27 protein-coding genes and 2 tRNA genes are annotated in these 25,920 nt (G+C 46.7%); 25 read left to right on the top strand and 4 right to left on the bottom strand.

Translation table 11 applies throughout. The annotated features are described in order from the left end of the window. The first annotated feature begins 755 nt into the window (after nt 1-755). The 8 genes from IJG50_03200 (at nt 756) to IJG50_03165 (ending at nt 8,959) form a co-directional block, all read left to right on the top strand. Complete coding sequence (locus IJG50_03200; protein MBQ3378854.1) at nt 756-1,466, top strand: Mg2+ and Co2+ transporter CorB; 711 nt, start codon at nt 756-758, stop codon at nt 1,464-1,466. Between the two features lies 1 nt (nt 1,467). Further along, entirely contained in the window at nt 1,468-2,280 is an 813-nt protein-coding gene (locus IJG50_03195; GenBank protein MBQ3378853.1) for a TlyA family RNA methyltransferase, read from the top strand. Nucleotides 2,281-2,300: 20 nt separating this feature from the next. Then, nucleotides 2,301-3,158: an NAD(+)/NADH kinase gene (locus IJG50_03190; protein ID MBQ3378852.1), complete on the top strand. Its 858-nt coding sequence runs from the start codon at nt 2,301-2,303 to the stop codon at nt 3,156-3,158. Between the two features lie 5 nt (nt 3,159-3,163). Beyond that, the gene (gene argR, locus IJG50_03185; protein ID MBQ3378851.1) at nt 3,164-3,619 is read left to right on the top strand and encodes an arginine repressor; all 456 of its coding nucleotides are present in this window, start codon (nt 3,164-3,166) and stop codon (nt 3,617-3,619) included. Nucleotides 3,620-3,636: 17 nt separating this feature from the next. Then, complete coding sequence (gene recN / locus IJG50_03180; GenBank protein MBQ3378850.1) at nt 3,637-5,358, top strand: DNA repair protein RecN; 1,722 nt, start codon at nt 3,637-3,639, stop codon at nt 5,356-5,358. Between the two features lie 12 nt (nt 5,359-5,370). Further along, nucleotides 5,371-6,600: a tyrosine--tRNA ligase gene (locus IJG50_03175; protein ID MBQ3378849.1), complete on the top strand. Its 1,230-nt coding sequence runs from the start codon at nt 5,371-5,373 to the stop codon at nt 6,598-6,600. A 14-nt stretch (nt 6,601-6,614) separates the two neighbouring features. Then, nucleotides 6,615-7,610, top strand: coding sequence for a copper amine oxidase N-terminal domain-containing protein (locus tag IJG50_03170; GenBank protein ID MBQ3378848.1), 996 nt, complete (start codon nt 6,615-6,617; stop codon nt 7,608-7,610). Between the two features lie 89 nt (nt 7,611-7,699). After that, nucleotides 7,700-8,959: an MFS transporter gene (locus IJG50_03165; protein MBQ3378847.1), complete on the top strand. Its 1,260-nt coding sequence runs from the start codon at nt 7,700-7,702 to the stop codon at nt 8,957-8,959. Between the two features lie 69 nt (nt 8,960-9,028). Here IJG50_03165 and IJG50_03160 read toward each other — a convergent pair whose 3' ends face one another. Genes IJG50_03160 through IJG50_03145 form a run of 4 tightly spaced genes read right to left on the bottom strand, consistent with a single transcriptional unit; the run spans nt 9,029 to nt 12,260 of the window. Then, nucleotides 9,029-9,508, bottom strand: coding sequence for an amino acid-binding protein (locus IJG50_03160; GenBank protein ID MBQ3378846.1), 480 nt, complete (start codon nt 9,506-9,508; stop codon nt 9,029-9,031). 24 nt (nt 9,509-9,532) lie between these two features. Beyond that, nucleotides 9,533-10,297, bottom strand: a complete 765-nt coding sequence (locus tag IJG50_03155; GenBank protein MBQ3378845.1) for a 4-hydroxy-tetrahydrodipicolinate reductase — start codon at nt 10,295-10,297, stop codon at nt 9,533-9,535. A 25-nt stretch (nt 10,298-10,322) separates the two neighbouring features. After that, on the bottom strand, nt 10,323-11,210 hold the full coding sequence (locus IJG50_03150; GenBank protein MBQ3378844.1) for a 4-hydroxy-tetrahydrodipicolinate synthase: 888 nt from the start codon (nt 11,208-11,210) through the stop codon (nt 10,323-10,325). Between the two features lie 48 nt (nt 11,211-11,258). Further along, nucleotides 11,259-12,260, bottom strand: a complete 1,002-nt coding sequence (locus IJG50_03145) for an aspartate-semialdehyde dehydrogenase (protein MBQ3378843.1) — start codon at nt 12,258-12,260, stop codon at nt 11,259-11,261. 453 nt (nt 12,261-12,713) lie between these two features. On the opposite strand from IJG50_03145, the gene IJG50_03140 reads away from it, so the two are divergent. The 17 genes from IJG50_03140 (at nt 12,714) to IJG50_03060 (ending at nt 25,853) form a co-directional block, all read left to right on the top strand. After that, nucleotides 12,714-14,360: a SpoIID/LytB domain-containing protein gene (locus IJG50_03140; GenBank protein ID MBQ3378842.1), complete on the top strand. Its 1,647-nt coding sequence runs from the start codon at nt 12,714-12,716 to the stop codon at nt 14,358-14,360. 22 nt (nt 14,361-14,382) lie between these two features. Continuing rightward, a complete protein-coding gene (gene queA / locus IJG50_03135) occupies nt 14,383-15,432 on the top strand; it encodes a tRNA preQ1(34) S-adenosylmethionine ribosyltransferase-isomerase QueA (GenBank protein MBQ3378841.1) in 1,050 nt (349 codons plus the stop codon). A 223-nt stretch (nt 15,433-15,655) separates the two neighbouring features. Beyond that, nucleotides 15,656-16,207 carry a DUF3793 family protein gene (locus tag IJG50_03130; protein MBQ3378840.1) on the top strand — a complete coding sequence of 184 codons (552 nt, stop codon included), beginning with the start codon at nt 15,656-15,658 and terminating at the stop codon, nt 16,205-16,207. A 33-nt stretch (nt 16,208-16,240) separates the two neighbouring features. Then, a complete protein-coding gene (locus IJG50_03125; GenBank protein ID MBQ3378839.1) occupies nt 16,241-16,669 on the top strand; it encodes a flavodoxin in 429 nt (142 codons plus the stop codon). 135 nt (nt 16,670-16,804) lie between these two features. Beyond that, nucleotides 16,805-17,935 (top strand): tRNA guanosine(34) transglycosylase Tgt, encoded by a 1,131-nt coding sequence (gene tgt / locus IJG50_03120; protein MBQ3378838.1) that lies wholly within the window; start codon nt 16,805-16,807, stop codon nt 17,933-17,935. 102 nt (nt 17,936-18,037) lie between these two features. Continuing rightward, on the top strand, nt 18,038-18,475 hold the full coding sequence (gene yajC / locus IJG50_03115; protein ID MBQ3378837.1) for a preprotein translocase subunit YajC: 438 nt from the start codon (nt 18,038-18,040) through the stop codon (nt 18,473-18,475). Between the two features lie 70 nt (nt 18,476-18,545). Further along, entirely contained in the window at nt 18,546-18,953 is a 408-nt protein-coding gene (locus IJG50_03110) for a TIGR04086 family membrane protein (protein MBQ3378836.1), read from the top strand. Between the two features lie 29 nt (nt 18,954-18,982). After that, nucleotides 18,983-19,126, top strand: coding sequence for a six-cysteine ranthipeptide SCIFF (scfA, locus tag IJG50_03105; protein MBQ3378835.1), 144 nt, complete (start codon nt 18,983-18,985; stop codon nt 19,124-19,126). Between the two features lie 59 nt (nt 19,127-19,185). Then, nucleotides 19,186-20,586 (top strand): thioether cross-link-forming SCIFF peptide maturase, encoded by a 1,401-nt coding sequence (scfB, locus tag IJG50_03100; GenBank protein ID MBQ3378834.1) that lies wholly within the window; start codon nt 19,186-19,188, stop codon nt 20,584-20,586. Nucleotides 20,587-20,952: 366 nt separating this feature from the next. After that, the gene (proC, locus tag IJG50_03095; protein ID MBQ3378833.1) at nt 20,953-21,750 is read left to right on the top strand and encodes a pyrroline-5-carboxylate reductase; all 798 of its coding nucleotides are present in this window, start codon (nt 20,953-20,955) and stop codon (nt 21,748-21,750) included. A 203-nt stretch (nt 21,751-21,953) separates the two neighbouring features. Next, nucleotides 21,954-22,574, top strand: a complete 621-nt coding sequence (locus tag IJG50_03090; GenBank protein MBQ3378832.1) for a stage II sporulation protein M — start codon at nt 21,954-21,956, stop codon at nt 22,572-22,574. A gap of 6 nt (nt 22,575-22,580) precedes the next feature. After that, nucleotides 22,581-23,501 carry a site-specific tyrosine recombinase XerD gene (gene xerD / locus IJG50_03085; GenBank protein MBQ3378831.1) on the top strand — a complete coding sequence of 307 codons (921 nt, stop codon included), beginning with the start codon at nt 22,581-22,583 and terminating at the stop codon, nt 23,499-23,501. Nucleotides 23,502-23,639: 138 nt separating this feature from the next. After that, the gene (locus IJG50_03080) at nt 23,640-23,951 is read left to right on the top strand and encodes a TrpR-like protein, YerC/YecD (protein MBQ3378830.1); all 312 of its coding nucleotides are present in this window, start codon (nt 23,640-23,642) and stop codon (nt 23,949-23,951) included. Beyond that, nucleotides 23,948-24,706 (top strand): class I SAM-dependent methyltransferase, encoded by a 759-nt coding sequence (locus tag IJG50_03075; GenBank protein ID MBQ3378829.1) that lies wholly within the window; start codon nt 23,948-23,950, stop codon nt 24,704-24,706. The genes IJG50_03080 and IJG50_03075 overlap by 4 nt, the downstream gene beginning before the upstream one ends. Continuing rightward, nucleotides 24,703-25,584, top strand: a complete 882-nt coding sequence (gene hslO / locus IJG50_03070; GenBank protein ID MBQ3378828.1) for an Hsp33 family molecular chaperone HslO — start codon at nt 24,703-24,705, stop codon at nt 25,582-25,584. Before IJG50_03075 ends, hslO begins: the two co-directional genes overlap by 4 nt. A gap of 113 nt (nt 25,585-25,697) precedes the next feature. Beyond that, nucleotides 25,698-25,773, top strand: a tRNA-Val gene (locus tag IJG50_03065). Between the two features lie 3 nt (nt 25,774-25,776). Beyond that, a tRNA-Asp gene (locus IJG50_03060) sits at nt 25,777-25,853 on the top strand. Nucleotides 25,854-25,920: the final 67 nt, after the last annotated feature.

Raw genomic sequence — 25,920 nt, 5'->3', positions numbered from 1 at the left:
AAACGAATGCGGGGAAGCGGCGTCTTTCCCCGCATTTATTTTTTTATTTATCTTTTTCGAAAAGTATGGATTATAAATATGATATATGATACAATACAACAATAAGATATAGTGGCGCAGTATTCTTAGTCGGAGCTTTTTGCTTTGAAGACGGGGCTAAAAATCCGTTAAAGGGCATATCGATGAAGCTTCTTGTGCTTGCTTAAAACGCCCAGTTTTGGGTGGGTGCTGGGAGTAACACCACGAGTGTTGGATTTAAGGGCAGCCTGTAATGGCATACAGATCTGACCCTTTTATCATGGAGACCCGACTTTGTAGTCTGCCTATACACGATCATTAGTTGACCGGACAGATTACGAACCGGGATTAAACCTGCATTGCGGTTGTTTTGCTGTGTGCAGAGTAGCCTGCCTTGAGTGAACAGCGGTGAACGGAAGACAGGCCCTAAGCCTTTGGCCGAAGGCATGGGGCTAATGCAGCCTGAAACCCTGTTTGCAAAAGAGGATAAAAAGCAGATAAGACCGTTTGGGAAAACCTCTAGGCTGTTCTTTTTTGAGGTATGCGGGGGATTGAAGTGCGGACTGAGTGGCAATCAAGTCATGCCGTCGGCGACGCGGCATATGAGGCTTTAATGGGAAACCGCCCGTTTGGCGACAGCGGGCAGCAGCATGGGAAATCCAACTTGACCAAAGCCGCAAGATTTACTCTGTATACCGCCACTATTATTTACTTAATATATAACGGAGGAGCTTTAATTGGAATCATCAAATGAAGGTACCGACGAAGATAATACGGGCAGTTTTGGCATAAGAGACAGGATAAAAAAACATAAAAAGATAATACGTTCTCTTGCCTCGCCTAAGCGAAAGTCAGACAGCCGGTGGGCGATCATAGTAGTAGCGGTTGCTCTTTTAGCCTCGTTTTGTCTTTCTTTCGTTTCAAACCGTGCGCTTTCGGGGGTATCGATTGCGGGAGCGCTCGTTATACTGCTTATTTTTATACTTTTGGGAATAGTCTTCGATATAGTCGGAACGGCGGTGACGGCGGCAAATTCCACTCCGTTTCATTCGATGGCCGCAAGAAAGGTGCCGGGAGCGAAGTACGCGCTCAAGATTATCGCGCAGGCAGGCAAGGTCTCAAACTTCTGCAACGACGTAATAGGCGATATTACGGGAATAATAAGCGGCGGCGCAGTAGTAGTTATCGTAGGATATTTTGCCGCGTCGTTTTCATGGGAGAAAAACAGCGTGCTTATAAATCTGGTGCTTACGAGCATCGTTGCCGCGCTCACGATAGGGGGCAAAGCGCTTGGGAAAAACATTGCGCTCGGTTATTCCAATACGATAATATATTACGTGGGGCTCGTTTTAGAGAGCATTTTAGGCGTTGCCGCGCCCAAAAAACTGAACAGACAAGGCGACAAAAAGAAAAGCGGCCGTATAAGAGCCGCAAAAAAGGATACTTAAAGTGAAAAAAAGGATAGATATTCTCGTGTTCGAGAAGGGCTTTGCAGAAAGCCGCGAAAAAGCCAGAGCCCTTGTAATGGAAGGCATAGTATTTGTAAACGGCGAAAGAACAGATAAGCCGGGGCAGAGCGTAGATGAGAACGCCCAAATAGAGATAAGAGGGAAAAAGCTTGAATTTGTAAGCAGGGGCGGACTTAAGCTTAAAGGGGCAATAGACCGCTTCAATATAGATCTGACAGACGTATACGCCATAGATATAGGCGCTTCGACCGGCGGTTTTACCGACTGTATGCTTATGCACGGCGCAAAAAAGGTGTACGCCGTTGACGTGGGGTACGGCCAGCTTGCATGGAAGCTTCGCACCGATCCGAGAGTTGTGAATATCGAGCGGACGAATATACGTTATTTCGACGACAGCGTGCTTGAGCGCAGACTTGATTTCGGCACGGTGGACGTTTCGTTCATCGGGCTTAAGCTCGTGCTCCCCGTGTTATACAGGACCCTAAGAGACGGGGCGCGCGCCGTTTGCCTTATTAAGCCTCAGTTCGAGGCCGGACGCGAAGCTGTGGGGAAAAAAGGCGTTGTGCGTGATATGCGCGTTCACGAACAGGTAATAAAAAAGGTGCTCTGTGAAGCGCAGGAAACAGGCTTTAGCATACTCGGGGTGTACCACTCTCCGATAAGGGGTCCCGAAGGCAACATAGAATACCTTATGTATATAGAAAAGCGCGCGCCCGAAGCAAGCTTCGAGGCCGATATAGAAAAGCTGGTGCATGAGTCTCACATGGCTTTTGAAAAAGACAAAAATGCATAAATCTGTTGGGAGGCATTTTTTTGAAAAGAGCTTTTATAATTCCTAATACCGGCAAGCTCAAGTGGCGGGAAGCCGTGCTTTCCATAACAAAGACGATAGAGGAAGCCGGCGGGGAGGTATATCTCGATCCTATGCATAAAACGGAGGTAGGCGCCTCCGATATAAAATATGCTCCCCTAAACAAAGTAAAAGGGAAAATCGACCTTATAATAACTCTGGGCGGCGACGGTACGCTTATAGCGGCTTCGGCAGAAGCGGCTTCGGCAGACATTCCCATGCTTGGGATAAATATCGGCAATCTGGGTTATCTCGTTGAGCTTGAGATCGACGAGACGGAGGAGCTTAAAAAGGTATTTGCAGGCAGGTTTGAATTTGACGAGCGCGCGATGCTCGATATCTCGGTAATAAGAGACGGCAAAACGATAAATCGCATAACGGCTTTGAACGAAGCAGTTATCTCAAAGAGTTTGATCGCGCACCCTGTAGATCTGTCGTTTTACGCGGACGGCATACTTGTAAATCAGTTCCGCGCCGACGGTATGATAGTGGCGACTCCCACAGGCTCCACGGCATATTCGCTTTCCGCGGGCGGCCCCGTTATGGAGCCGGGGACTCCGAGCGTTGTGATAACTCCCGTTTGTCCTCATTCGCTTGTTTCCATACCGATAGTTATGTCCATAATGTCCACGTTTCAGATAAAAGTAACGGGAGAAGGGGACAGGGAAGCGTATCTGTCGGCAGACGGAAATAAATACGGAAAGCTTATGATAGGAGACGTCGTACAGGTATCGCGTTCAAAGCTTATGCTTAAGCTTATACGCGTGAAGGACCGCAATTTTTATACTATTCTGCGCCAAAAGCTGCGAGAAAGGGTGTAGTCATTTTGAAAAACAAACGACAGCTTAAAATTTTGGAGCTTATAGACAAATACAGCGTTGAGACGCAGGAAGAGCTTGCCCAAAGACTGAAGGACGAAGGCTTTTTGGTCACTCAGGCAACTATATCGAGAGATATAAAGGAACTGCGTATATTCAAGGTTCTTGACGCTTCGGGACGATATAAGTATTCGTCGCGGGGAGCGGAATCAGAGGACAAGAGGCTTAAAAAGCTTGAGGCGATATTTCGCGAATGTGTGACAAATATCGACTGCGCGGGAAATATGGTGGTGATAAAGACTTTGACCGGTCTTGCTTCAGGTGCGGCTGCCGCCATAGATTCAATGAACATTTCGCAGATACTTGGAACGCTGGCAGGCGACGATACGATATTTGTCGTCTTTCGCAGCGATGACGACGCGGTCAAGTTTTCAAAAGAGCAGGCCGCAAGGTTAAAAGAATAAAAAGAAAGTAAAATGAAATGATCTATGCTATTCATATTGAGAATGTCGCGCTGATAGAGTCGCTCGATATCGACTTTTCGGGCGGGATGAATGTGCTTACCGGAGAAACGGGAGCAGGAAAATCAATAATAATAGATTCAATAAATATGCTTTTGGGCGGACGTACACCAAGAGAGCTTATACGCACGGGGAAGAAGTCTGCCTTTGTGAGCGCGATAATCGGCTCTCTGCCCGAAAGTGCGGCCGAGCGTATGGCTGAGGCGGGAATAAGCCCGGATGAAGACGGGCGCATCTTGGTTGAAAGAGAGATATTCGGCGACGGGAAAAACAGCGTGCGCATAAATTCGCGTCCGACAACGCTTTTGGTACTTAAAAGCATAATGCCGTATATCATAAATATACACGGTCAGCATGATGCAAGCAGCCTTCTTGACGAAAAACGCCATCTGACGCTTTTAGACCGATTTTCAAAGGACAAAACGGTATCGGCTCATTATCTCGATACATATAAAAAATATAAGGCGCTTGAAAAAGAGTATAACGCTTTGGATATGGACGAGCATGAAAAAATGCGCCGTGTGGACTATCTTAAATTCTGTATTGAAGAAATAGAAGCGGCCGAGCTTACGCCAGGAGAGGACGAGCAGCTTGCGGCGCAGAAACGAAAGTTTTCCAACGCGAAAAAGTTTGTTTCCGCGATAGAATCGGCATATGATCTCTTATACGGCGGCGAGAACGGCGCGGTGAGCGCATATAACGCCGCATATGAGGCGAAAAACGAGCTTATGATTTTGGCACGCGATGATGAGGAGACACAAAAACTTGCCGAGCGCATTGAGTCGGTGTGCCTTGAGATAGAGGATATAGCGATGTCGGCAGCCTCGAAAAAAGATGAATTTGATTTTTCCGACGAGGATATCGACGATATCATAGCACGTCAGGACGAGATATCGCGCCTTAAAAGAAAATATGCCGGCAGCATAGAAGATATTCTTGCATTTTTGGAAGAATGCAAAAATAAGCTTGACGATATCGTATTTGCCGATGCGAAGCGCGAGCGCTTGAAAGGGGAACTTAATGAGGCGCGAAAGGAGCTTGTCGCTTCGGCACAAAAGCTTTCCGCTCTGCGCAGCAAAACGGCGAAACGGCTGGAAGCTGAGATAACGGATAAGCTTACTTATCTTGATATGGCGAAGGTAAGATTCAAGGCGGATATAAAAACGGCCGAAGATGTTTGTGATTTCACTCAAAGCGGCGCCGATGTTTTAGAGTTTCTCATATCGCCCAACCCCGGCGAAGCGTTAAAACCGCTTGCAAAGATAGCGTCGGGAGGAGAATTGTCACGAATAATGCTTGCCATGATAAGCGTGCTTTTTGAAAGCGAGCCCACGGGCACGCTCGTGTTTGACGAGATAGACGCGGGCATAAGCGGGCGCGCGGCCGTGAAGGTGGCAAATGCGCTGTATGAGATATCGGGATATAAACAAGTATTGTGCGTGACCCATTTGGCGCAGCTTGCGCTTATGGCCGACAGTCATTATTATATTGAAAAAAGCACCGACGGGAAAACTACAAGAACGACCGTGAAAGAATTATCCGACGTTGAGCGCGCAAGCGAGATCGCGCGGATAACGGGCACTGATAAGATAACAACGCTTTCTTTAGTCAATGCCCGGGAGATGCTAAGTATGGCTGAGCGCACGAAAGAGGATATAAGAAAAACAAAAACCAAAAAGTGAGGATCTAAAAAAATGGGCATTTTTCAGGAATTAAAGGACAGAGGACTTATTGCACAGGTGACCGATGAAAAGGAGATAAGAGAGCTTGTCGATAACGGTAAGGCGATCTTTTATATAGGCTTTGACCCGACGGCCGATTCTCTTCATGTGGGCCACTTTATGGCGCTTTGCCTGATGAAGCGGCTTCAGATGGCGGGAAACAAACCGATAGTGCTCCTCGGCGGAGGCACGGGACATGTAGGAGACCCCTCGGGCAGAACGGATATGCGCGCGATGATGTCTTACGACGTTATAATGAAAAACTGCGAGCGCTTTAAGGAGCAGATGAAAAAGTTTATAAACTTCGAGGGCGAAAATGCCGCAATAGCAGTAAACAACGCCGATTGGCTTCTTGATCTGAAATATGTAGACCTTCTCAGGGAGGTCGGCGCATGCTTCTCGGTAAACAATATGCTCAGAGCGGAATGTTATAAACAGCGTATGGAGAAGGGCCTTTCTTTTCTTGAATTCAATTATATGATAATGCAGTCTTACGACTTTTATTATCTGTTCCAAAAATACGGCTGCAACATGCAGTTCGGCGGAGACGACCAGTGGAGCAATATGCTCGGCGGCACTGAGCTTATAAGAAGAAAACTGGGCAAGGACGCTTACGCCATGACGATAACGCTCCTTCAGAACTCCGAAGGTAAGAAGATGGGCAAGACGGCGAACGGCGCCGTATGGCTCGATCCCGAAAAGACGCCGCCTTACGACTTTTATCAGTACTGGCGCAACGTAGACGACGCAGACGTGATAAAATGCTTAAAGATGCTTACGTTCCTCCCGCTTGACGAGATAGAGAAGCTTTCAAAGCTGGAGGGCAAGGATATAAACCGAGCAAAGGAGACGCTTGCTTTTGAGCTTACCGAGCTTATCCACGGCGCCGAAGAGGCGAAAAAAGCCGAGGAAGCGGCGAAAGCGCTTTTTGCCGCAGGCGGCGTAAGCGACAATATGCCTACGTTCGAGCTTTCCGAAGGTCAGCTTAAAGACGGACAGATAGGCATACTTGACCTTCTTGTTCTGTCCTCGCTTGCACCGTCAAAGGGCGAGGCGAGACGTCTTGTAAATCAGGGCGGTATATCCGTAAACGACGAAAAGGTCACGGCGATAGATAAAACGGTCGGCAAAAGCGATTTTAAAGACGGATTTATAATAGTCAAAAAAGGCAAAAAAACCTTTATGAAGATAACAATCAATTGAAACGGGGGGGCAATATGAAAAGAAAAGTTTTGAGTTTATTGATCGCGGCAGCTTTGTGCATCGCTTTTGCTGTGATGCCGGCGGGCGCCGCAGACGCATCTTCATCGGCAGAGCTTGTTTTTCAAACGGGCAATGACAAGGCGTATATAAACGGCGAAGAGACGGCGCTGCCGGAAGCGCCGAGGATCATTGACGGAAGAACGATGGTGCCGTTTCGTGTGCTTACCGAATCGCTTAACTGCTCTGTGGAATGGATAAGCGAGGGACAACAGATCATTGTTACAAAAAACGATGATCCCGGCTTTAAGCTGAAATATCAGATAGGCAATACGGCGGTATACAGGATAGTAAACAATATGGACGAGATAACGTATCGCATGGATGCTGCGCCCGTGCTTTCCGCGAAAGGCAATACGCTGCTTCCCGCGCGTTACGTTGCAGAGCTTGTGGGATATACGGTAAACTGGGCAGATACATATAACGCTACTTTGATATATAAGAACGCGGCGCCTCTCAGGATCGCCGATATCAAGACGAAGATCGCGGGCATGATACGTCCTATAGATGCTTCGGTCACTGCCGACAGCTTTAAGATCGACGAGGAAAGATTTGCACAGGACGTATATAAAGCTTTGAACGATACGCTTGTGCAGAAGGGCGAACGCAGCCTTATGTGGAGCGAGGAGCTTTCCACGGTGTGCGATAACAGGGTATATGAGCGCCAGATACTGAACGCTTGGAGCAACGATAATATCGATACGCTTTCCTACGGCGCCGACAGAAAGTCTATGTTTGAAAGTCTGGGTGTCGCATATTTCGTTACCGAAAAGGAGATATGCTTTGTAAAGAACACCAATGCAAACTGGCTTATACAGAACACGACGCACGACGAATCGCTGTGGTCTGAGCTGAAGGATAAGGACTATACGCAGACTGCGGTAAGCTGCGCAAAGGATGGCGACGGCTACAGAACGCTTATAATACTTACGGGCAGCGCAAGAATGAAATAAGGAATAAGAAATAAGAAAAAAGGGCGGCTTCGTCCGCCCTTAAGCTTGAAGTTTTCATGTAAATTTATTCCTGTATTGGGGGACTTTATTTGGCTAAGGCCACAGGCGTTCCGAGCGCGTTCATAGAAGTCAGCGAGCGGCTTTGGAACAGTGATTTTATAAGAATATTCATAATAGCGACCCTTTGCAACATTTCTCAGCAGATGATAGGCTCTACGCTGCCTTACTACGTTATCGTGCTTGGCGGCAGTCCGAGCCAGGCGGGAGTAATGACGGGTCTTCTTACGCTTGCGGCTCTGACGTCGAGACCGTTCGTAGGGCGCATAATCGACACGAGGGGAAGAAAGATAGTTACCATCGTGGGTATTTTCGTCTTTCTTTCGGGAACTATCGTGTACATACTTTCGATGAACGTGATGCTTGTAATGGCTTTTCGTGTGCTTCAGGGCGTGGGCATCGCCTGCATATCGACTGCAAACGGAACTATCGCAGCCGACGTGTTGCCGGAGAAGAGACTGTCTGAGGGTATCGCTTATTTCGGACTTACCGCCACGGCGGCAACGTCGGTAGGTCCGGCGCTTGCTTTGTCGCTTATGACAGGCGGTATCTATTCTCCCATGTTTGCCGTATCGGGCCTTGCGCTTATTTCGGCGCTTGTGATAATCATGACCTTAAACTACGAAAAGAAGGCGCGGATACGATTTGAGGAGTATAAGCGAGAGCATCCCGAGGAGTATAATAAGCCACGGAACGCAGATACGGAGGCGTCGGGCAAGAAGGTCAAGCTGATATGGAGAATATTTGAGAAAACTGTATTTCGTCCGTCGCTCGTCGTTTTGGTGCTTGCAATGAGCATGAGCTGCGTGCTTTCGTTCATGCCGTCCTTTGCGATATCACTGGGGATAGATAATCCGGGCATGTTCTACACGGCGACCGCCGTCGTTATACTGATCGTGCGCGTTTTGACGAGCAGGCTTTTCGGCCGCGTACATACGCTTATGATAATGATACCGAGTCTTGCGATATTTTCTGCTGCTCTGTTCTCGCTTTCGTTTTTGAACAGCTTTACCCACCTTATAATCTGTTCTGTAATATACGGCATAGGCGTGGGAGCGGCGCTGCCGACGGCAAACGCGCTCGTAGTGAAGCACGCGCCCGCAGACAGGCGCGGCAGCGCGAACGCGACTTATTACTCTTCTTTTGATATAGGCATCGGCGCAGGGGCGGCGCTGTGGGGATTCATTATAGATTATCTCGGCGGCTACAGAGTGGCGTTCGTATGCGCCGGAGTATGCTGTATCATTGCGATAGTGATGAGTGCGTTTATTTTAAGAAACATGAAGCTTTGAACAGTATTCAGATATAAAAAAACCGTGCATCTCTCATACGGGGGATGCACGGTTTTATGTTTTGGATCTTCAGCTTATTTTCAGCGCCTTTGCAGCTACGTCATAGATATATTCAAAATCGTCCTTGGAAAGCAGGCATGAGATGTCGTTATCGGATGTAGTTATAAGCTTTAGCATAATGTGATTATCCGAAAACAGGCGCATAACGTATGCTGCCACACCGTAATTGTCCTTCATGCGCTCGCCGAAAAATACGATTTTTGCATTACCGGGGTTTACGTCGCTGCGAAGGGAGGGAAGCTTTGACTTGAAAGTGCTCATGATTTTTATCGCGCGGGGCAGATCGTCGTCCTTTAAAGTAAATGAAATGCTTATATGTCCGCCCGTTGGAGCAGTCTGGCTTATCATATCTAGAACTACGCGCTCGCGGGAAAAGCTGTCGAATATATCGCACATAAGCTTCATATCCGCAGGAATATTATGAAGCGTTATCAACGTGATATCTTCTTCACCTGTAAGTTCAGTTAAAATCTTATCCATATCAAGCATAAGAACGCCTCCTTTCGACGTGGATCATTCATTTATAAGGTCGCTCATGCTGTAAAGGCCGACAGGCTTTTTTGCGATGAACTTAGCCGCTCTTAAAGCGCCTGCCGCAAAAACGTCGCGCGAAGCGGCGGAGTGGGATACGGTTATCGTTTCGTTTTGTCCGCAGAAAAGCACGTCGTGATCGCCGATGATATTGCCTCCACGGATGGAATGTATGCCTATCTCACTCGTTTCTCTTTTGCGGCGCACCGACTGACGCTCATATACGTACTGCGTTTCGCAGTCGCGCGCCTCTTTAAGCGCGTCGGCAATGGCAAGCGCCGTACCGCTCGGAGCGTCAAGCTTCTGGTTGTGGTGCTTTTCGATTATCTCGATATCAAAATCGCTGCCCAGTGCGCGCGCAACTCTTTTTACAAGATCGATAAGCAGATTTACGCCGAGCGACATATTTGCGCTGTGGAAGATCGGCACGTATTTTGCGCTTTCGTGCATAAGCTCTATCTGCGTATTGAGAAGGCCGGTCGTTGCAATAACGGCGGGGACCTTTTTGCTTCTTGCAAGCTCGAGCACCCCCTCAAGCGCGGCATGGTTTGAAAAATCCACTATAACGTCGCAGTCAATATTGACCTTCGCCGGATCGCTGAAAACGGGATATCCGAACTCCTCGGCCGTGTTTATATCAAGACCTGCAACTATCTCAACGCTGTCGTCCGCAGCGGCCATACGCGAGATCGCGCGGCCCATCTTTCCGTTGCAGCCCGACATGAGAATTCTTATAACATTACTCATATTTTCACATCCCTTTTAAAGACCTTTACTTTATAAGACCGCAGTTTTTAAGCGCCGTCTTTAATCTGTCGAGGTTAGCGCCTTCCATATCGCAAAGCGGCATGCGAAGCGGACCTACGTTATATCCCATAAGACCGAGAGCCGTCTTTACGGGGATGGGATTCGTTTCGCAAAAGAGCGCGCCGATAAGGTCCATCATCTTGAGCTGAAGCTGTGCGCTTTCCTTTATCTTGCCGTCAAAGAAAAGTTGGCAGATATCGTGCGTCTCGCGGGGCATCACGTTAGAGAGAACGGAGATAACGCCGATGCCGCCCAAAGAGAGGATAGGCACTATCTGATCGTCGTTGCCGGAATACATGTTCAAGTCGTCGCCGCATAAGTGGCGCGTGTTGGCGATTTCGGAAATGTTGGAATTCGCTTCCTTGGTAGCTACGATATTCGGATGCTTGGAAAGCTCAAGATAAGTCTTGGGCTGAATGTTGAGTCCCGTGCGGCTGGGCACGTTGTAAACGATTATCGGAGTATTTACGGAATCGGCGATACGCATGAAATGCTTTACGAGTCCTTTCTGCGTCGTCTTGTTGTAATAAGGCGTTACCATGAGAAGACCGTCTGCGCCTGCGCTCTCGGCAAACTTGGAAAGCTCAATGGAATACGCCGTATCGTTCGAGCCCGTGCCTGCGATAACGGGTATGCGCTTGTTAGTATGTTCTACCGCAAAGCTTATGGCAGCTTTATGCTCTTCGTCGTTCATCGTTGCCGCTTCGCCGGTGGTGCCGCATATGATTATTGCGTCGGTGCCGTTTTCAACATTGAAGTCGATAAGGCGTCCCAATTCCTTAAAGTTGATCCCGTCATCGGTAAAAGGAGTGACGATAGCGACGCCTGCCCCCTTGAATATTGTCTTTTTCATGATTCTTCCTCCTTATTTAAGTAAGATTTACGAAAGAGAGCCGAAATGTTATATTATGCCGTTGTTTATCATGGTCTCGGCTATCTGAACGGCGTTGCTTGCCGCGCCTTTTCTTATATTGTCGGCAACTACCCACATGTTGACGCCGTTTTCTACCGATTCGTCGCGGCGTATTCTTCCTACGAACACTTCGTCGTGTCCCGTTGCGTTTATAGCAAGCGGGTATACGTTGTTTGCGGGATCGTCTTCAACGACTATGCCGGGAGCCTTTGCAAGGACGTCCTTTAATTCGGCAAGGTCAAAGGGACGCTCGAACTCGACGTTGATGGATTCGGAATGGCTGTTGAATACGGGAACTCTTACGGTCGTAGCCGTTACCTTGAGGTCGGGGCGGCCGAGTATCTTTCTCGTCTCCTTTATCATCTTTTCCTCTTCCTTCGTGTATCCGTTGTCTAAGAATACGTCGATGTGGGGGAGGCAGTTGTTGTAGATGGGGTGAGCGAACTTCTTGGGGGGATTGCCCTTCTGTCCCTCTTCAAGGTCCATCCAGCCGGCAAGACCTGCGCCGGATACTGCCTGGTATGTCGAATATACGATGCGCTTTATGCCGTATTTTTCATCGAGCGGCTTTAATGCAACCACAGCCTGAATGGTCGAGCAGTTGGGGTTTGCGATAATGCCCTTGTGCCACTTCAGATCGTCGGGATTTACTTCCGGCACTACGAGCGGAACCTCCGGGTTCATGCGCCATGCAGAGGAGTTGTCGATAACGACCGCGCCTTTTTTCGCAAAGATGGGCGCGAATTTTTCGCTGGTGCTGCCGCCTGCGGAGAAGAGCGCGATATCTATGTCTTTACCGTCCATTGCAGTTTCGGTAAGCTCGATAGCCGTGTATTCCTTGCCCATGAACTCGATTTTTTTGCCTGCCGAGCGGTAAGAGGAGAAAAGATAATAATTCTCAACGGGGAGCTTTTTCTCTTCAAGCACCTTTAAAAAGGTTCTTCCTACCATGCCGGTCGCGCCGACAACTGCTACATTGTACTTTTTCATAATTGACCCTCCAACGTAATTGTTTAACGGCAATTCGGACATTGGCACAAATTACCGCCGTAATTAAGATTTAATAATAAAAAAACCGGTTGAAAAACCGGCGGCTTTCTAGTAAAATGTAAAGCATGAAACCGCAAAAAAAATACGGCAAACGACATTAAACCAGAAGCTGATAGCTCTCCATCTGTTTTCGATGACAGTTGCACGGCTGTTGACCGTACACCCAGGGCAATGCGTCCGAAAAAAGCATCCCCTTCGGCGTTTTTTCCTTTCGTCGCGGCGTAAGATCTTTCGGTATCCGTACGCGAGTACTGATAAAAAACGCACCTCTATCAAATATATTATGCTATTAATATATAATGTAGCATTGTTTTTTTAAACTGTCAATTACTTTATAAAAATTTTATAAAAATCGTATTTTCGATGTTTTTTATGAAAAGAGGCGATATATAAATGAAGAAGATCGTATCCGTTATACTGTGTCTGGCGGTCGTTTTGACTTTTGCCATGCCTTCGGCCTTTGCGCTTGACTACAATAAGAATATGACGGCAAAAGTGGGCATTATATACGGCAGCGAAGCGAAGGACAGCTATAATGTATTATACGATGCGGGAGGTATGAGTTTCGGTTATCTCGACAATAATGACGATCCCGTTATATTATACGAATCCGGCGCGCGCTTCGTATCGGTCGCAAACGATAAAAGCTACGCTGTATCCGGAAATTCGCTTTCATCGGGATCGGACATAGGTGCGTATCACGTTCAGCTTGACCGCACTTTTGCGTCGCAGAGCGCCGCGTATAATGCGGCTGCTCCGCTTTCGGGCTTTGTAGCATATGTCGAGGGCGCGTACAGAGTGCGTTTCGGCAGCTTTTCGTCGCTTTCCGATGCAAATGGCGCGGCGGCGGAATATGCCGCGCAGTCGGGGGAAGGCGCTTCGGGCGCGGGCGGCGCGTCTTACGGTTTTTCGGTCATTGATATGAATCAAAGCAAAGTGATATTTGAGCTTGAGCAAAGCGGCGTAAACTGCTTTTACCTGTCGCCGACGAATTACGGAACGAAACCAAAAATGAAGAACGGCAGCACGGAGTATTACGGCAGCTTTCTTATGTACCGCAATTCCTCCGGAAAGTTGAACCTTATAAATCTGGTATCCGTGCAGGATTATCTTAAGGGCGTAGTGCCTTACGAGATGAGCAACGGCTGGCCGCTGGAGGCGCTGAAGGCGCAGGCCGTGGCCGCAAGGAATTACCTTTATCAGAATATGAACAAGCATAGATCCGAAGGCTTTATGGTATGCGACGGTACGCATTGCCAGGTATACGGCGGAACGACAAAAGCGGGAACGAATTCCGACGCGGCCGTGGATCAGACGGACGGCATGGTGCTTACATACGCAGGAAAGCTTGCGGAGCTTTATTATCACGCTTCGAGCGGCGGATATACCGAAAACGCCGAAAACGTATGGTTTGCCGCCGTGCCGTATCTTACGGCGGTCGAGTCGCCGTACGAGGATCTGGATAATGCAGCTTACGGCAGATGGTCCACGACGCTTACGAAAGAAGAAGTGCGTTCAAAGCTCGTGGCCGGCGGCTATACGATAGGCGAGATCGAGAGCTTTTATGTAAGCAAGTTTACAGACGCCGGCAACGTATATTCCGTGACCGCGACGGATACGGAAGGGCGTTCGATAACTATAAGCAAGGAAACGGTGCGCATCAAGCTTTCGCCCTACGTTCATTCGCAGCGATTTACGATAACGGGCTCGGGCGGCGGCTCGTTCTCGTCTGTATATGCGAGAAGCTCAAGCGGGACAAGCAATATAGCCGACGGCGCGTTCACGGCGTCTGTTATAAGCGGAAGCGGCGAGGTCTCAAAGATGAACAAAGATACCGTAAGCGTTGTAACGCAAAGCGGAAGCGGCTTTGTTTCAAGAACGGGCGGAAGCGGCGATACTTATACGATATCGGGCACGGGCTTCGGAAATAACGTGGGCATGAGCCAGGAGGGCGCGAAAGGCATGGCGCTTCAGGGATATACTTTTGAACAGATACTTACGCATTATTTCAGGGGCACGACGCTTGAGACTTTAAAATAACGAGGAAAAGAGCGCATATTTAATGAACAGACTTATACCGACGTACACAGTCAGCGATTTTGATTATTACCTTCCCGAAAGGCTTATTGCACAGACGCCGCTTAAAGACAGGCAGTCGTCTAGGCTTATGCACATGGACAGGCTAACGGGAGAGCTTAAACACGAACACTTTTATGACATACTGAATTATCTTTGCACAAATGATGTTCTTGTGCTCAACAATACCCGCGTTATACCGGCAAGACTGTACGGAAAGAAGCAGGGGACCGGCGGAAGCGTTGAAATGCTTTTGCTTAAGCCATACGGAGGCGACGTGTGGGAAGTATTGATACGTCCGGGAAAACGTGTGCACGAAGGAAATATCATTGAGTTTGACGAGGGCGGGCTTACCGCCGAAATAATAAAGAGAACTGACGACGGAGGGCGCATTGTGCGCTTATGTGCAAAAAACGGCGACACGGCAGCCGCGATAAATAAAACGGGAGAAATGCCTCTGCCGCCTTATATAAAGGAAAAGCTTGACGACAGGGAGAGGTATCAGACCGTCTACTCCAAGGTGGAAGGCTCTGCCGCAGCGCCGACTGCCGGTCTTCATTTTACAAAAGAGCTTTTGGAAGGCATAAGCAAAAAAGGGATAAAAACAGTAGATCTTACGCTTCATGTGGGAGTGGGTACGTTTCGTCCCGTAAATGTTGAAAATGTACTCGATCATAAGATGCATTCGGAATGGTTTGAATTGACCGAGGAGGCGGCCGATGAAATAAACAAGGCGCGAAAGAACGGCGGGAGGATCGTTGCAGTAGGCACGACCTCGGCAAGAACGCTTGAATCATGCGCCGATGAGAACGGGATAATAGTTCCGCAGAGCCGTGAAACGGATATATTCATATATCCTCCGTATAAATTCAAGGCGGTTGATGCGCTGATAACAAATTTTCATCTTCCGAAAAGCACTCTAATGATGCTTGTAAGCGCCTTTTCGTCGCTTGAGAATATACGGCGTGCATATGAGGAGGCCGTAAAAGAAGAATATCGCTTTTTCTCATTCGGAGACGCAATGTTTATAGAATAAGCGTCTGCGTCAAACTTTTTTTTAAAAATTTCACAAAACGCTTGACTTTAATGCATTTATATAGTAACCTTTAGTTAGTCAACACTAACCCACATAAAAACGGCACGGCCGTTTTTATTAAAACATTAGGTTAGTTGCAACTAACAAGTATTTGCTTATAATAATTTCGCTTGATCGGGGAATGATATTTGCAAATACATTTTAACCTAAGGAGGAAACGGTTTTGCTTGAAGAATGTCTTATTAAGCATTGTTCACCTACGCTTGCGTCGCTGAAAACGGCAAGCCTGTTTACTGTGGATATAAAGTCTAAAGAAGCTCTTATAGATCAAATCAATGCGATGAACGTAAGCTTCGGCGCCAAAGGCGTTTTTTTAAAGCTTCTTAAATATTCGAAAGGCAAGGCGCTTATATATGTATATCGCGGTACGCATCTTGCCGCCGACCTTAAAAAAAGCGGGGTCGAAAGCTTTTTGTCTGCTTACGGATATGAATGCGCCGATATGGACTGCGCTATAGAGCATCTCAAAGAAAGATTTGAATGCGGCGAAGGCTTTCCGCATGAGATAGGGATATTCTTGGGATATCCGCTTCGGGATGTAGTCGGGTTTATCAATAATCAAGGCAAAAACTGCAAATACTGCGGTTATTGGAAGGTATACTGCAACGTTTGCGAAGCGCGCAAATTATTTGCGCGAATAAAAAAATGCCGCGCTGTATATGCAAAGCTGTGGCATGAGGGCAGGTCTGTTTGGCAGCTTACTGTGGCTGCTTGACATAAAACATAATTCTAAGGAGAGATCATAATAATGAGCAAAGTAGCTGTAGTATTCTGGAGCGGCACGGGCAACACGGCACAGATGGCGTCGAGCGTGGCAAACGGAGCAAAAAGCGCGGGCGCGGACGTTAGCGTATTCAACGTATCTGACGGCAGCTTTGGCGCGGCGAAGATGGATGGATTTGACGCGATCGCGTTCGGATGTCCTTCGATGGGCGCCGAAGTTCTGGAAGAATCGGAAATGCAGCCCTTATTCGATGAATGTAAGGGAAAACTTGGAGGAAAGAAGATCGCGTTGTTCGGTTCATACGGCTGGGGCGACGGCGAATGGATGCGAAACTGGGAAGCCGAATGCAAGGCCGCAGGCGCAGCTATGGCCTGCGATTTCGTCATCTGCTGCGAAGCTCCCGACGCACAGGCTCTGGACGAGTGCGCGGCGCTCGGAAAAGCGCTCGCATAAAAACGCTTCTTAATATAAATAACTGCACGCGATAAAAACGCGCGCAGTTATTTTTTTGGCGCTTTGTTGATATGCGCATTATTTATGATATACTGAATATGTAGTCGAAGCTTAAATCATGTATCGGAGGAAAATATGTTTAAGATCTTAAAAACAGAGGGACGCGCGCGTCTGGGCGAGTTTCATACCGTGCACGGAATTATAAAAACTCCGGTGTTTATGAATGTGGGTACGCAGGCGGCAATAAAGGGCGGCCTTTCATCGTTCGATCTTAAAGATATAGGGTGTCAGGTAGAGCTTTCAAACACATATCATCTTACGCTGCGTCCCGGGGACGAAGTAATACGCGATCTCGGCGGGATCCATAAATTTATGAACTGGGACAGGCCAATACTTACAGACAGCGGCGGATTTCAGGTGTTTTCGCTTGCCAAGCTTCGCAATATAAAAGAGGAAGGCGTATATTTTTCGTCGCATATCGACGGGAAAAAGCTGTTCATGGGTCCTGAGGAGAGTATTACCATACAGTCGAATCTCGGATCGACCATAGCAATGGCGTTCGACGAGTGTGTGGAAAATCCGGCACAGTATTCATATGCCAAGGCCTCGCATGAACGAACGGTGCGCTGGCTTGAACGATGCATAAAAAAAATAAACGAGCTTAACGCTTCGGAAAAGACAGTAAATCCGAATCAAATGCTTTTCGGCATAAATCAGGGCGCGACGTATGCGGATCTGCGAATCGAGAACATGAAGAGGATAGCCGAATTTGAGCTGGACGGTTATGCGATAGGAGGGCTTGCCGTGGGAGAACCCACGGAAACGATGTATGAGATCATTGAGAAGGTGGAACCCTTTGCGCCAAAAGACAGACCGCGTTATCTTATGGGAGTAGGAACGCCCGTTAATATCCTTGAGGCCGTTGACAGGGGGATAGACTTTTTCGATTGCGTTATGCCTGCAAGAAACGCGCGTCACGGACATCTGTTCACTTCGGAGGGCATACTGAATATAAACAATGCTAAGTATATAAAGGATGAGCGGCCGATAGATGAAAACTGCAGCTGTCATGTGTGCAGAAATTTCAGCCGCGCATATATTCGTCATCTTTTTAAGTCGGGCGAGATACTTGCGCTCAGGCTTGCGGTAATGCACAATCTGTATTTTTACAACAGCCTTATGGAAAAAATACGAATCAACCTTGAAAACGGCACATTTTCCGAATTTAAACAGCGAAATTTGTGCATTATGGGACGCAGAATATGATTTTTGCATATTTTTTCTGAAAATCACAAATAAATTATTGCTATTATATAAAAGTTTTAATATAATAAATAACTAGGTAACTTAGGAGGTGTATTAAAAGGTATGGAAAATTTACAAGCGTTTATCCCGCTGATACTCATTGTGGCAGTTATGTATTTTCTCATGATAAGACCTCAGCAGAGAAAGCAAAAAGAGATCAATGAAATGAGAAAAAACATAAAGCGCGGTGATAAGGTACAAAGCGCGGGAGGCGTAGTCGGCAGGGTCATCAAGATAAAAGATGATATCATCACTATCGAATGCGGACGCGACAGAGTACGTCTTGACTTTGTAAGAAATGCGCTTACAGTGCTTGATCCTGCTCCGGCTGTTACGAGAACGCAGAGAGACGAGCTCGAACGGGTCGATAATGAGGATGAAGAATCGTATGAAGACTATACTGTAGACGAAAACGGCGAAGAATACGACGATTATGATTTTGACGAGGATTATGCAGACGGCGAGTATACGGATGAATACGACGGCAGCCAGAAAAAATAAGCGATGACCGTCATAAAATCCATACCCCTTCCATACTTATTTTATAAAAGATGTGAAAGGGGAGGATTTTATGAAAAAGAACGAAACCGTATCGCAAGCAAAAAGCCCTGTTAAAACGTATATTGCGGCGGTGGCTGCATCGTTCGTTTTATGCTGGATATTTCTTGTTTTGGGCGCTCTTCTTATAACGTATGCGGGGGTGCCGAAGGATGCGGCGTGGATCATTACCCTTGTCTCCGTAGGACTGTCGAGCTTTGCGGGCGCTTTTGCCTGTGCGGCCGGGTTCGGTTCGCGCGGTATGATCCATGGTATTATAACGGGAGCGATTCTGTTTGCGGTAATATATATCGTCGGCACTGTCTGCTTTGATGCAGAGGCGGTTTTTAAGAATGCTTTGGTGCGTCTTGTCGTTATGCTTGCTTTGGGAGCGGCGGGCGGCGTTGCCGGAGTGAACCTTAAATTGCCGGGAAGAAAATAAATCAAGAAAGTTTTTTGGAGGGAAGAATTATGAAACATATTAAAGTTATAAGCCCTGCCACTTTAAAAGAAAGCGCATGCAGAGGCGGATGCGGCGAATGTCAGACCTCTTGCCAGTCGGCATGCAAGACGTCATGCACGGTGGCCAATCAGAAGTGTGAGAACCGCAAGTAAAAAAGTTCAAGGGGAGCCGAACGGCTCCTTTTGTTTTAAGTAAAAAAGGATGATGATCGATGGTACACCTTTATAGTATGCATGGGAGGAGCTTCGCTCTTGACGTAAACTCGGGAGCGGTGCTGGAGGTTGATAAGCTTACATATGATATGCTTTCTCTATTGGAAAAGCATGATGACAAAAACGGCGGGCATGATTTAAGAGAAAAGCTGCCGGACGATGTTTTAGACCGGCTTAGGGAGCAGTATGAGCTTAAAGATATAGAAACGGCACGAAACGAGGTGTCGGAGCTTATAAACAGCGAGATGCTGTATACGCCGGACGTATACGAGGATATAGCAAAGAAGAGCGGCGAGCTTGCGCCCGTAAAGGCGCTTTGCCTTCATGTGGCGCACGACTGTAATTTAAGGTGCGAATATTGCTTTGCATCAACAGGAGATTTCGGCGGCACAAGAAAGCTGATGGATCTTGAAACAGGCAAAAAAGCTATAGATCTTGTTATTCTTAAGTCAAGGGGCCGACGCAACATAGAGATCGACTTTTTCGGCGGGGAGCCGCTGATGAATTTCGGCGTCGTAAAAAAGATAACCGAGTACGCATCAGAACAGGGGAGACTTCATAATAAGAATTTTCGCTTTACGATAACGACGAACGGCGTGCTCTTAAACGACGAGAACATGGAATACATAAACGAGCATATGTCGAACGTGGTGCTGAGCCTTGACGGAAGAAAGGAAGTAAACGACAGGGTAAGAAAAACGGCGTCGGGCGGCGGCAGCTATGATGTAATAGCGCCGAAGCTTTTAAAAATGGCAAAGCTTAGGGGAGATCGAGAATATTACGTAAGAGGCACTTTTACAAAGTATAATAAGGACTTTTCAAACGATGTGCTTCATCTCGCCGATGCGGGATTTGACCAGATCTCGGTAGAGCCGGTCGTTTCGGATCCTAAGCTTGCATACTCGCTTACAGAGGACGACCTGCCGCAGATCTATGAAGAATACGAGCGTCTGGCAAAAATAATGTACGACCGCATATGCGCAGGGGAGGGGTTCAACTTCTTTCATTTTATGCTGGACCTTACTCAAGGGCCTTGCGTAATAAAACGGCTGCACGGATGCGGAAGCGGAAACGAATATCTGGCCGTAACGCCGGAAGGGGATATATACCCCTGCCATCAGTTTGTGGGACACAGCGAGTATAAGATGGGCAACGTGCATGAAAGCGATGAGCTTGACTTGACGATAAAAAAGACCTTTGCCGAAAACAATGTTTACTCGAAGCCCGAATGTAAAAAGTGCTGGGCTAAGTTTTATTGCAGCGGCGGATGCGCGGCAAACAACTTCCAGATGCGCGGCGATATAAAGCTGCCGAACACGATCGCCTGCGAGCTGGAAAAGAAGCGCGTTGAGTGCGCGATATGGCTCGCGGCAGCGTTAAATGACAGGGAAGAGAACTAAAGAAACATAATACGACAGATCGCATTTTCAATGAAAAAACGGCCGCAATCAGCATTGCAGCCGTTTTTTTTGCGTATTTTCTTAAAAAATCAAAATTTTTTTAAATTTTTTTAAAATTTTTTTCAATATCGAAATCTTCAAATTCCGGACAAAATGTTGTGAGAAAACTGCTTAAAATCAACAAAATGTATTAAGTTTCGTGTGTTGACATAAAACAAGTTTACATAAAAAGATGAATTTCGGTTACATAATCCAAAATTTGCTCTTGCAAATTGATAAAATGTGTATTACTATAATATTGCAGAAAAAGTTATAGGAAAATTAATTATGTAAATCAAACGGGGTGACTTAAGAGTGAGCGCTTTTATGACAGGTTTTTTGGGTACCGGAAACATGGGCGGCGCTATAATAAATGGTATGCTGACCAGCGGTGTACTCAAACCTTCCTGCATAACCGTTTACGATGCGAAGGCTGAGGCTTCCGAGCGTTTTTTAAAACTCGGCTGCTGCGTTGCCCGCAATGAGGCTACTTTGACAGAGCTTTGCGATATCATTTTTCTCTGCATTAAGCCGCAGGTCTTCCCCGAGGTTTTGAGTAAGCTTTCTTCACTTGATCTGTCGGACAAGCTTTTTGTCACGATCGCTGCAGGCGTTCCTACGGAAAAAATAAGAGATATCCTCGGTCAGAAGGTCAAGATAATCCGCGTGATGCCAAACGCTCCGCTTATGGTTTCGCTTGGCGCAAGCGCGATATACGCGCCGGATGACATTGAGGAAGACAAGAAGCGTTTTGTTATCGATGTATTCAGTAAGCTCGGCGTCGTTTCGCTTATAGACGAATCGCAGATGAACGAAATAGTTTGTGTTAACGGCAGCTCGCCGGCATACGTTTACTACTTTGTTGATGCGATGGTCGAAAGCGCCGTAGACCAGGGCATTGACCGCGACGAAGCTTTTAAGCTTATATGCGCTGTTTTTGAAGGCTCGATAAAAATGCTTAGAAATTCCAGCCTGTCGCCTAAGGAGCTTATTAAAATGGTTTGTTCCCCGGGCGGAACTACCATAGAATCCATCAAATGTTTTGATGCAAATAACGTTTATAAGACTATTGACGACGCAATGAAAGCGTGTACAAAACGTTCTTATGAGCTGGGCGCCGGTTAAGTAGACTTTGAGTTCCCTCACGGGAGTATATTACCGAAACATCTATCATATGATATTAGGGCTTAAATGCTGTTGGGGCTCTATTATCATGACTGCAACTGATACTGCAGTCACCTGATACTGCGACTGATACTGCAAACTGCAAATTGCAAAAGATACTGTACACTATAGAATGTTCGGTTTGATTTCGTGAGGGACCTGGTATGCTTAACGATCCTCTTTGGGATTTTGATATATGGATCAAAAAAAACACAGGTATTTTTACCGGCGTTTTTGTCCTGTATGTATCGGCCCTTTGCGCAGGCGTGTTTTTTGTACGCGGTTTCGTTGCGTCGGATGCAAATTTATTTGCAGGTTTCTATGAAAATTTAACGATAAACGTAAATGACGGCGATATCGGTTTTTGGCTTCTCTTTATTGAGACTTTAAAAATCAATATCCGATATTTGTTTTTTATGTTTATCGCAGGCTTTATTGTAGTTGGCGTACCTTTTGTTTTAGCGATTTTTTCAATGAAAATATTCTGCCTGGGCTTTGCACTGGGCACGATATATTCGCTGTCCTATGACGGGGGCTTTATACTCTCGGTATTGACAATATTCCTTCAGAATATGTTTTCGCTGCCGCTTCTTACGTTTTATGCGGTCATTTGTACAAAGTTTTCTTTTCGATTGTATAAAAACGTACGGGGCATACCGGAGATAAAAAATGATTTTGCCAAAGCGCTCAGGACTCATATCACGGTCTTTGTGATATTTGCCCTTCTTATTACGGCGGCTTCTTTTTTTGAATGCCTGTCGGTGCTGGCATTTTCATCAGGCTAAGTATAAATGTACACCACTTCCCCGAAACGGAGGCAAAAGATTTTGCAAAAATATCTTAATATGTACGAATTGTATCTTAAAAACGAAAGGAAATCTTCTGCGAATACAATACAATCCTATAGAAGCGATATATCTCAGTTCATAGAGTATCTTGAAACTATCGGAGTTACGGATATAGCTTCTGTAACGCAGTCGAACATAGAGGATTACATATCGCATCTTCGCAGCATACACCGTTCCAACGCGACCATTACAAGAAATATTGCTTCGCTGAAGAGTTTTTTTAAATATTTTGCTTCTATCAACGCTATACCGATGAACCCGGCGCTGACGCTTGAACGTGTGACCGTTGAAAAGAAGCTGCCGCAGGTGCTTACAAGCAAGGAAGTAGAGCTTCTTTTGGATCAGCCCAAATGCGTTGATTTGAAAGGGTACAGAGATAAGGCGATGCTGGAGCTTTTATATGCGACAGGAATAAGAGTAAGCGAGCTTATAGACCTTAATCTGCGCGATGTAAATCTGGAGCTTGGCTTTATAAGATGCTCAAGCGGGTTAAAGGAGCGTATAGTTCCGATATATAAAATGGCCGCAAAAAGCCTTTCTGATTATATAGAGACGGCGCGTCCGCTTATGTCGCCCGATGCAAATCAAAAAGCGCTGTTTGTTAATTTTTCGGGACAGCGCCTTACGCGCCAAGGGTTTTGGAAAATTATTAAGCAGTATGCAAAACAGATAGGAATTGAGAATAAAGTTACGCCGCATACGTTGAGACATTCGTTTGCCGTGCATCTTATCGAAAACGGCGCCGATCTTCATTCCATAAAGGAAATGCTCGGCCACAGCGATATATCTTCAACTCAGGTATATGCGCAGATAACGAAGAATAAGCTGAATGAGGTATATCAGAAGTTCCATCCCCGAGCTTGAGATACCTGACTCCTATAAGAAAAGAGCAATAAACCGCAAAAGAGTCTTTTTAAGAATTCTTTTGCGGTTTATTGCTTTACATGCGTAAATTTTTGAGGTAAAATGATAGCATCGCAGGCGAAAGGACGGTATTTTATTATGAAGAAAAGACTTCAGGACGAAAATATAGATTATCTTTATAAGGCAATACTATCGCTGAAAAACACGGAAGAATGTTACGATTTTTTTGAGGACCTCTGTACTATAGCCGAGATAAAGGCTATGGCACAGCGTCTTTTGGTCGCAAGACTGCTTCGTGAAAACAAACTGTATGTAGACATTATTGCGCAGACAGGCGTTTCTACGGCCACTATAAGCCGTATAAACCGCTGCCTTCATTACGGAAGCGACGGATATGCTACAGTGCTTGACAGAATGAGCGAGGAAGAAAACGGGGCAGAGGAGAAATGAATATATCCTATTCGGCGCTTGCAGGGTTTTATGACGCGCTCAATGCACATGTGGATTATGAACGCATCGCTGATTTTTACGAGCGCATATTCAAACGCTTCGGCGCAGATCCCGTAATAGTGGCAGACCTTGCCTGCGGTACGGGCACGCTTACCGAGATAATGGCCGGGCGGGGATATGATATGATAGGCATAGATAATTCCGACGCGATGCTGAATGCTGCACAGGCAAAGCGCGCGCAGTCGGGGCTTGATATACTTTATCTCAATCAGGATATGTCTTCGTTTGAGCTTTATGGTACGGTGGGAGCCGTTGTTTCTTCGCTTGACAGTATAAATCACTTGACAGATAAAAACGAGCTTATGCGCTGTTTTGAGTGCTGTCATATGTATCTTGATCCAGGAGGATTATTTGTTTTTGATATAAACACTCCCCACAGATTTAAAAATGTGCTTGACGGTACGACCGCAATATATGAAACCGAGGATGTTTTTTGCGCCGTGGAGCATTCGTATGACAAAAGACGCCGCAGTTTTTATTACGATATGACGCTGTTTGAAAAGACTGATGAAGGTCTTTATGTGCGCGAGGACGATTGCGTAAAAGAGCGCGCCTATGAGATCACGGAGCTTTCCGACATGCTTTATGAGGTGGGATTTGACAGAGTTTACGTCTACGGTGAATATAAGTTTAAAAAGCCTCAAACGGATTGTGAAAGGGCCGTGTTTGCGGCTGTAAAGGAGAAAATGAAATGAGCGGAACATTGATACGCGCGATAACATCTGAACTCAGCGTGCGCGCATTTGCAATAGAGGGAAAGGACATAGTAGAGCACGCAAGAAAGGTGCACGGCCTTTCTGTGCTTTCGACCGTAGCGCTTGGACGCGCTTTATTGGGCGCATCTATGATGGGGTGCCTTTTAAAAACCGAAACAGACAGCCTAACTATGCAGGTGCGCGGAGATGGTCCTCTCGGCAGCATTATTGCAGTATCCGATTATCTTGGCAATGTGCGCGGATATGTCGATAATCCTTCTTTGGAGCTTCCGCCGGCGTCGAACGGTAAAATAGACGTTGGCGGGGCAGTCGGGAACGGCGATCTTATTATCATAAAGGATCTTAGTATGAAAGAGCCCTATATTGGGCGCATACGCCTTCAGACGGGAGAAATAGCGGAAGATATAACGCATTACTTTGCAAAAAGCGAGCAGGTGCCGACCGTTTGCGCGCTGGGAGTTTTGATTGGCGAAGATCTCAGCGTTAAGGCGGCAGGGGGATTCATGATACAGCTTTTGCCGTATACCGAAGATAAAATAATAGATCTTATCGAAAAGAATATCGCAAAGCTTCCGCCTGTGACGGCGCTTTTAAGCCAGGGATATACGCCGAAAATGATACTTCAGCGCGCTCTTGAGGGACTTGAAACAGAGGTGCTTCAAATGGACAGCATAGACTTTGTTTGTAAGTGCAGCAAAGAACGTATGTCAAAGGCGCTGATAAGTTTGGGAAAGAAGGAGCTTTCGGATATTATAAGAGAGCAGGGCGACGCTCAGCTTGTATGCCACTTTTGCAATAAGCATTATGATTTCGGCAGAGAGGAGCTTGAAGCATTGCTTGAGGAAGCCTCAAAGTAGATTTATTTTTAATAAAAAAACAAAAAAGGTATTGACAAAGCGCATATATCGTAGTAAACTAATTCTTGTCGCTGGCGAGAACAAAATGCTGACCGGCGAGAAAAAAGTTAATTGGGAGCTTAGCTCAGCTGGGAGAGCATCTGCCTTACAAGCAGAGGGTCACAGGTTCGAGCCCTGTAGCTCCCACCATGTGGCCGTGTAGTTCAGTTGGTTAGAACGCCGCCCTGTCACGGCGGAGGTCGTGAGTTCGAGTCTCATCCGGGTCGCCAATGCGGATTTAGCTCATCTGGTAGAGCGCCACCTTGCCAAGGTGGAGGTAGCGAGTTCGAGCCTCGT

Source organism: Clostridia bacterium (genome assembly GCA_017405765.1).
In the GTDB taxonomy this organism is placed as follows: Bacteria; Bacillota; Clostridia; order Oscillospirales; family RGIG577; genus RGIG577.
Note: the sequence above shows the minus strand (reverse complement) of the source record. Positions and strands in the feature narration are given on the sequence as shown.

Excerpts from the sequence above, each read along its gene's own strand:
- IJG50_03160 (MBQ3378846.1), bottom strand. The coding sequence starts at position 9,508 with ATGCTTGATATGGATAAGATTTTAACTGAACTTACAGGTGAAGAAGAT.
- IJG50_03125 (MBQ3378839.1), top strand. The coding sequence starts at position 16,241 with ATGAGCAAAGTAGCTGTAGTATTCTGGAGCGGCACGGGCAACACGGCA.
- proC (MBQ3378833.1), top strand. The coding sequence starts at position 20,953 with ATGACAGGTTTTTTGGGTACCGGAAACATGGGCGGCGCTATAATAAAT.
- IJG50_03145 (MBQ3378843.1), bottom strand. The coding sequence starts at position 12,260 with ATGAAAAAGTACAATGTAGCAGTTGTCGGCGCGACCGGCATGGTAGGA.
- yajC (MBQ3378837.1), top strand. The coding sequence starts at position 18,038 with ATGGAAAATTTACAAGCGTTTATCCCGCTGATACTCATTGTGGCAGTT.
- IJG50_03090 (MBQ3378832.1), top strand. The coding sequence starts at position 21,954 with ATGCTTAACGATCCTCTTTGGGATTTTGATATATGGATCAAAAAAAAC.
- xerD (MBQ3378831.1), top strand. The coding sequence starts at position 22,581 with ATGTACACCACTTCCCCGAAACGGAGGCAAAAGATTTTGCAAAAATAT.
- IJG50_03080 (MBQ3378830.1), top strand. The coding sequence starts at position 23,640 with ATGAAGAAAAGACTTCAGGACGAAAATATAGATTATCTTTATAAGGCA.
- IJG50_03150 (MBQ3378844.1), bottom strand. The coding sequence starts at position 11,210 with ATGAAAAAGACAATATTCAAGGGGGCAGGCGTCGCTATCGTCACTCCT.
- scfB (MBQ3378834.1), top strand. The coding sequence starts at position 19,186 with ATGGTACACCTTTATAGTATGCATGGGAGGAGCTTCGCTCTTGACGTA.
- recN (MBQ3378850.1), top strand. The coding sequence starts at position 3,637 with ATGATCTATGCTATTCATATTGAGAATGTCGCGCTGATAGAGTCGCTC.
- tgt (MBQ3378838.1), top strand. The coding sequence starts at position 16,805 with ATGTTTAAGATCTTAAAAACAGAGGGACGCGCGCGTCTGGGCGAGTTT.
- IJG50_03140 (MBQ3378842.1), top strand. The coding sequence starts at position 12,714 with ATGAAGAAGATCGTATCCGTTATACTGTGTCTGGCGGTCGTTTTGACT.
- IJG50_03175 (MBQ3378849.1), top strand. The coding sequence starts at position 5,371 with ATGGGCATTTTTCAGGAATTAAAGGACAGAGGACTTATTGCACAGGTG.
- IJG50_03155 (MBQ3378845.1), bottom strand. The coding sequence starts at position 10,297 with ATGAGTAATGTTATAAGAATTCTCATGTCGGGCTGCAACGGAAAGATG.
- queA (MBQ3378841.1), top strand. The coding sequence starts at position 14,383 with ATGAACAGACTTATACCGACGTACACAGTCAGCGATTTTGATTATTAC.
- IJG50_03110 (MBQ3378836.1), top strand. The coding sequence starts at position 18,546 with ATGAAAAAGAACGAAACCGTATCGCAAGCAAAAAGCCCTGTTAAAACG.
- scfA (MBQ3378835.1), top strand. The coding sequence starts at position 18,983 with ATGAAACATATTAAAGTTATAAGCCCTGCCACTTTAAAAGAAAGCGCA.
- hslO (MBQ3378828.1), top strand. The coding sequence starts at position 24,703 with ATGAGCGGAACATTGATACGCGCGATAACATCTGAACTCAGCGTGCGC.
- IJG50_03170 (MBQ3378848.1), top strand. The coding sequence starts at position 6,615 with ATGAAAAGAAAAGTTTTGAGTTTATTGATCGCGGCAGCTTTGTGCATC.
- IJG50_03075 (MBQ3378829.1), top strand. The coding sequence starts at position 23,948 with ATGAATATATCCTATTCGGCGCTTGCAGGGTTTTATGACGCGCTCAAT.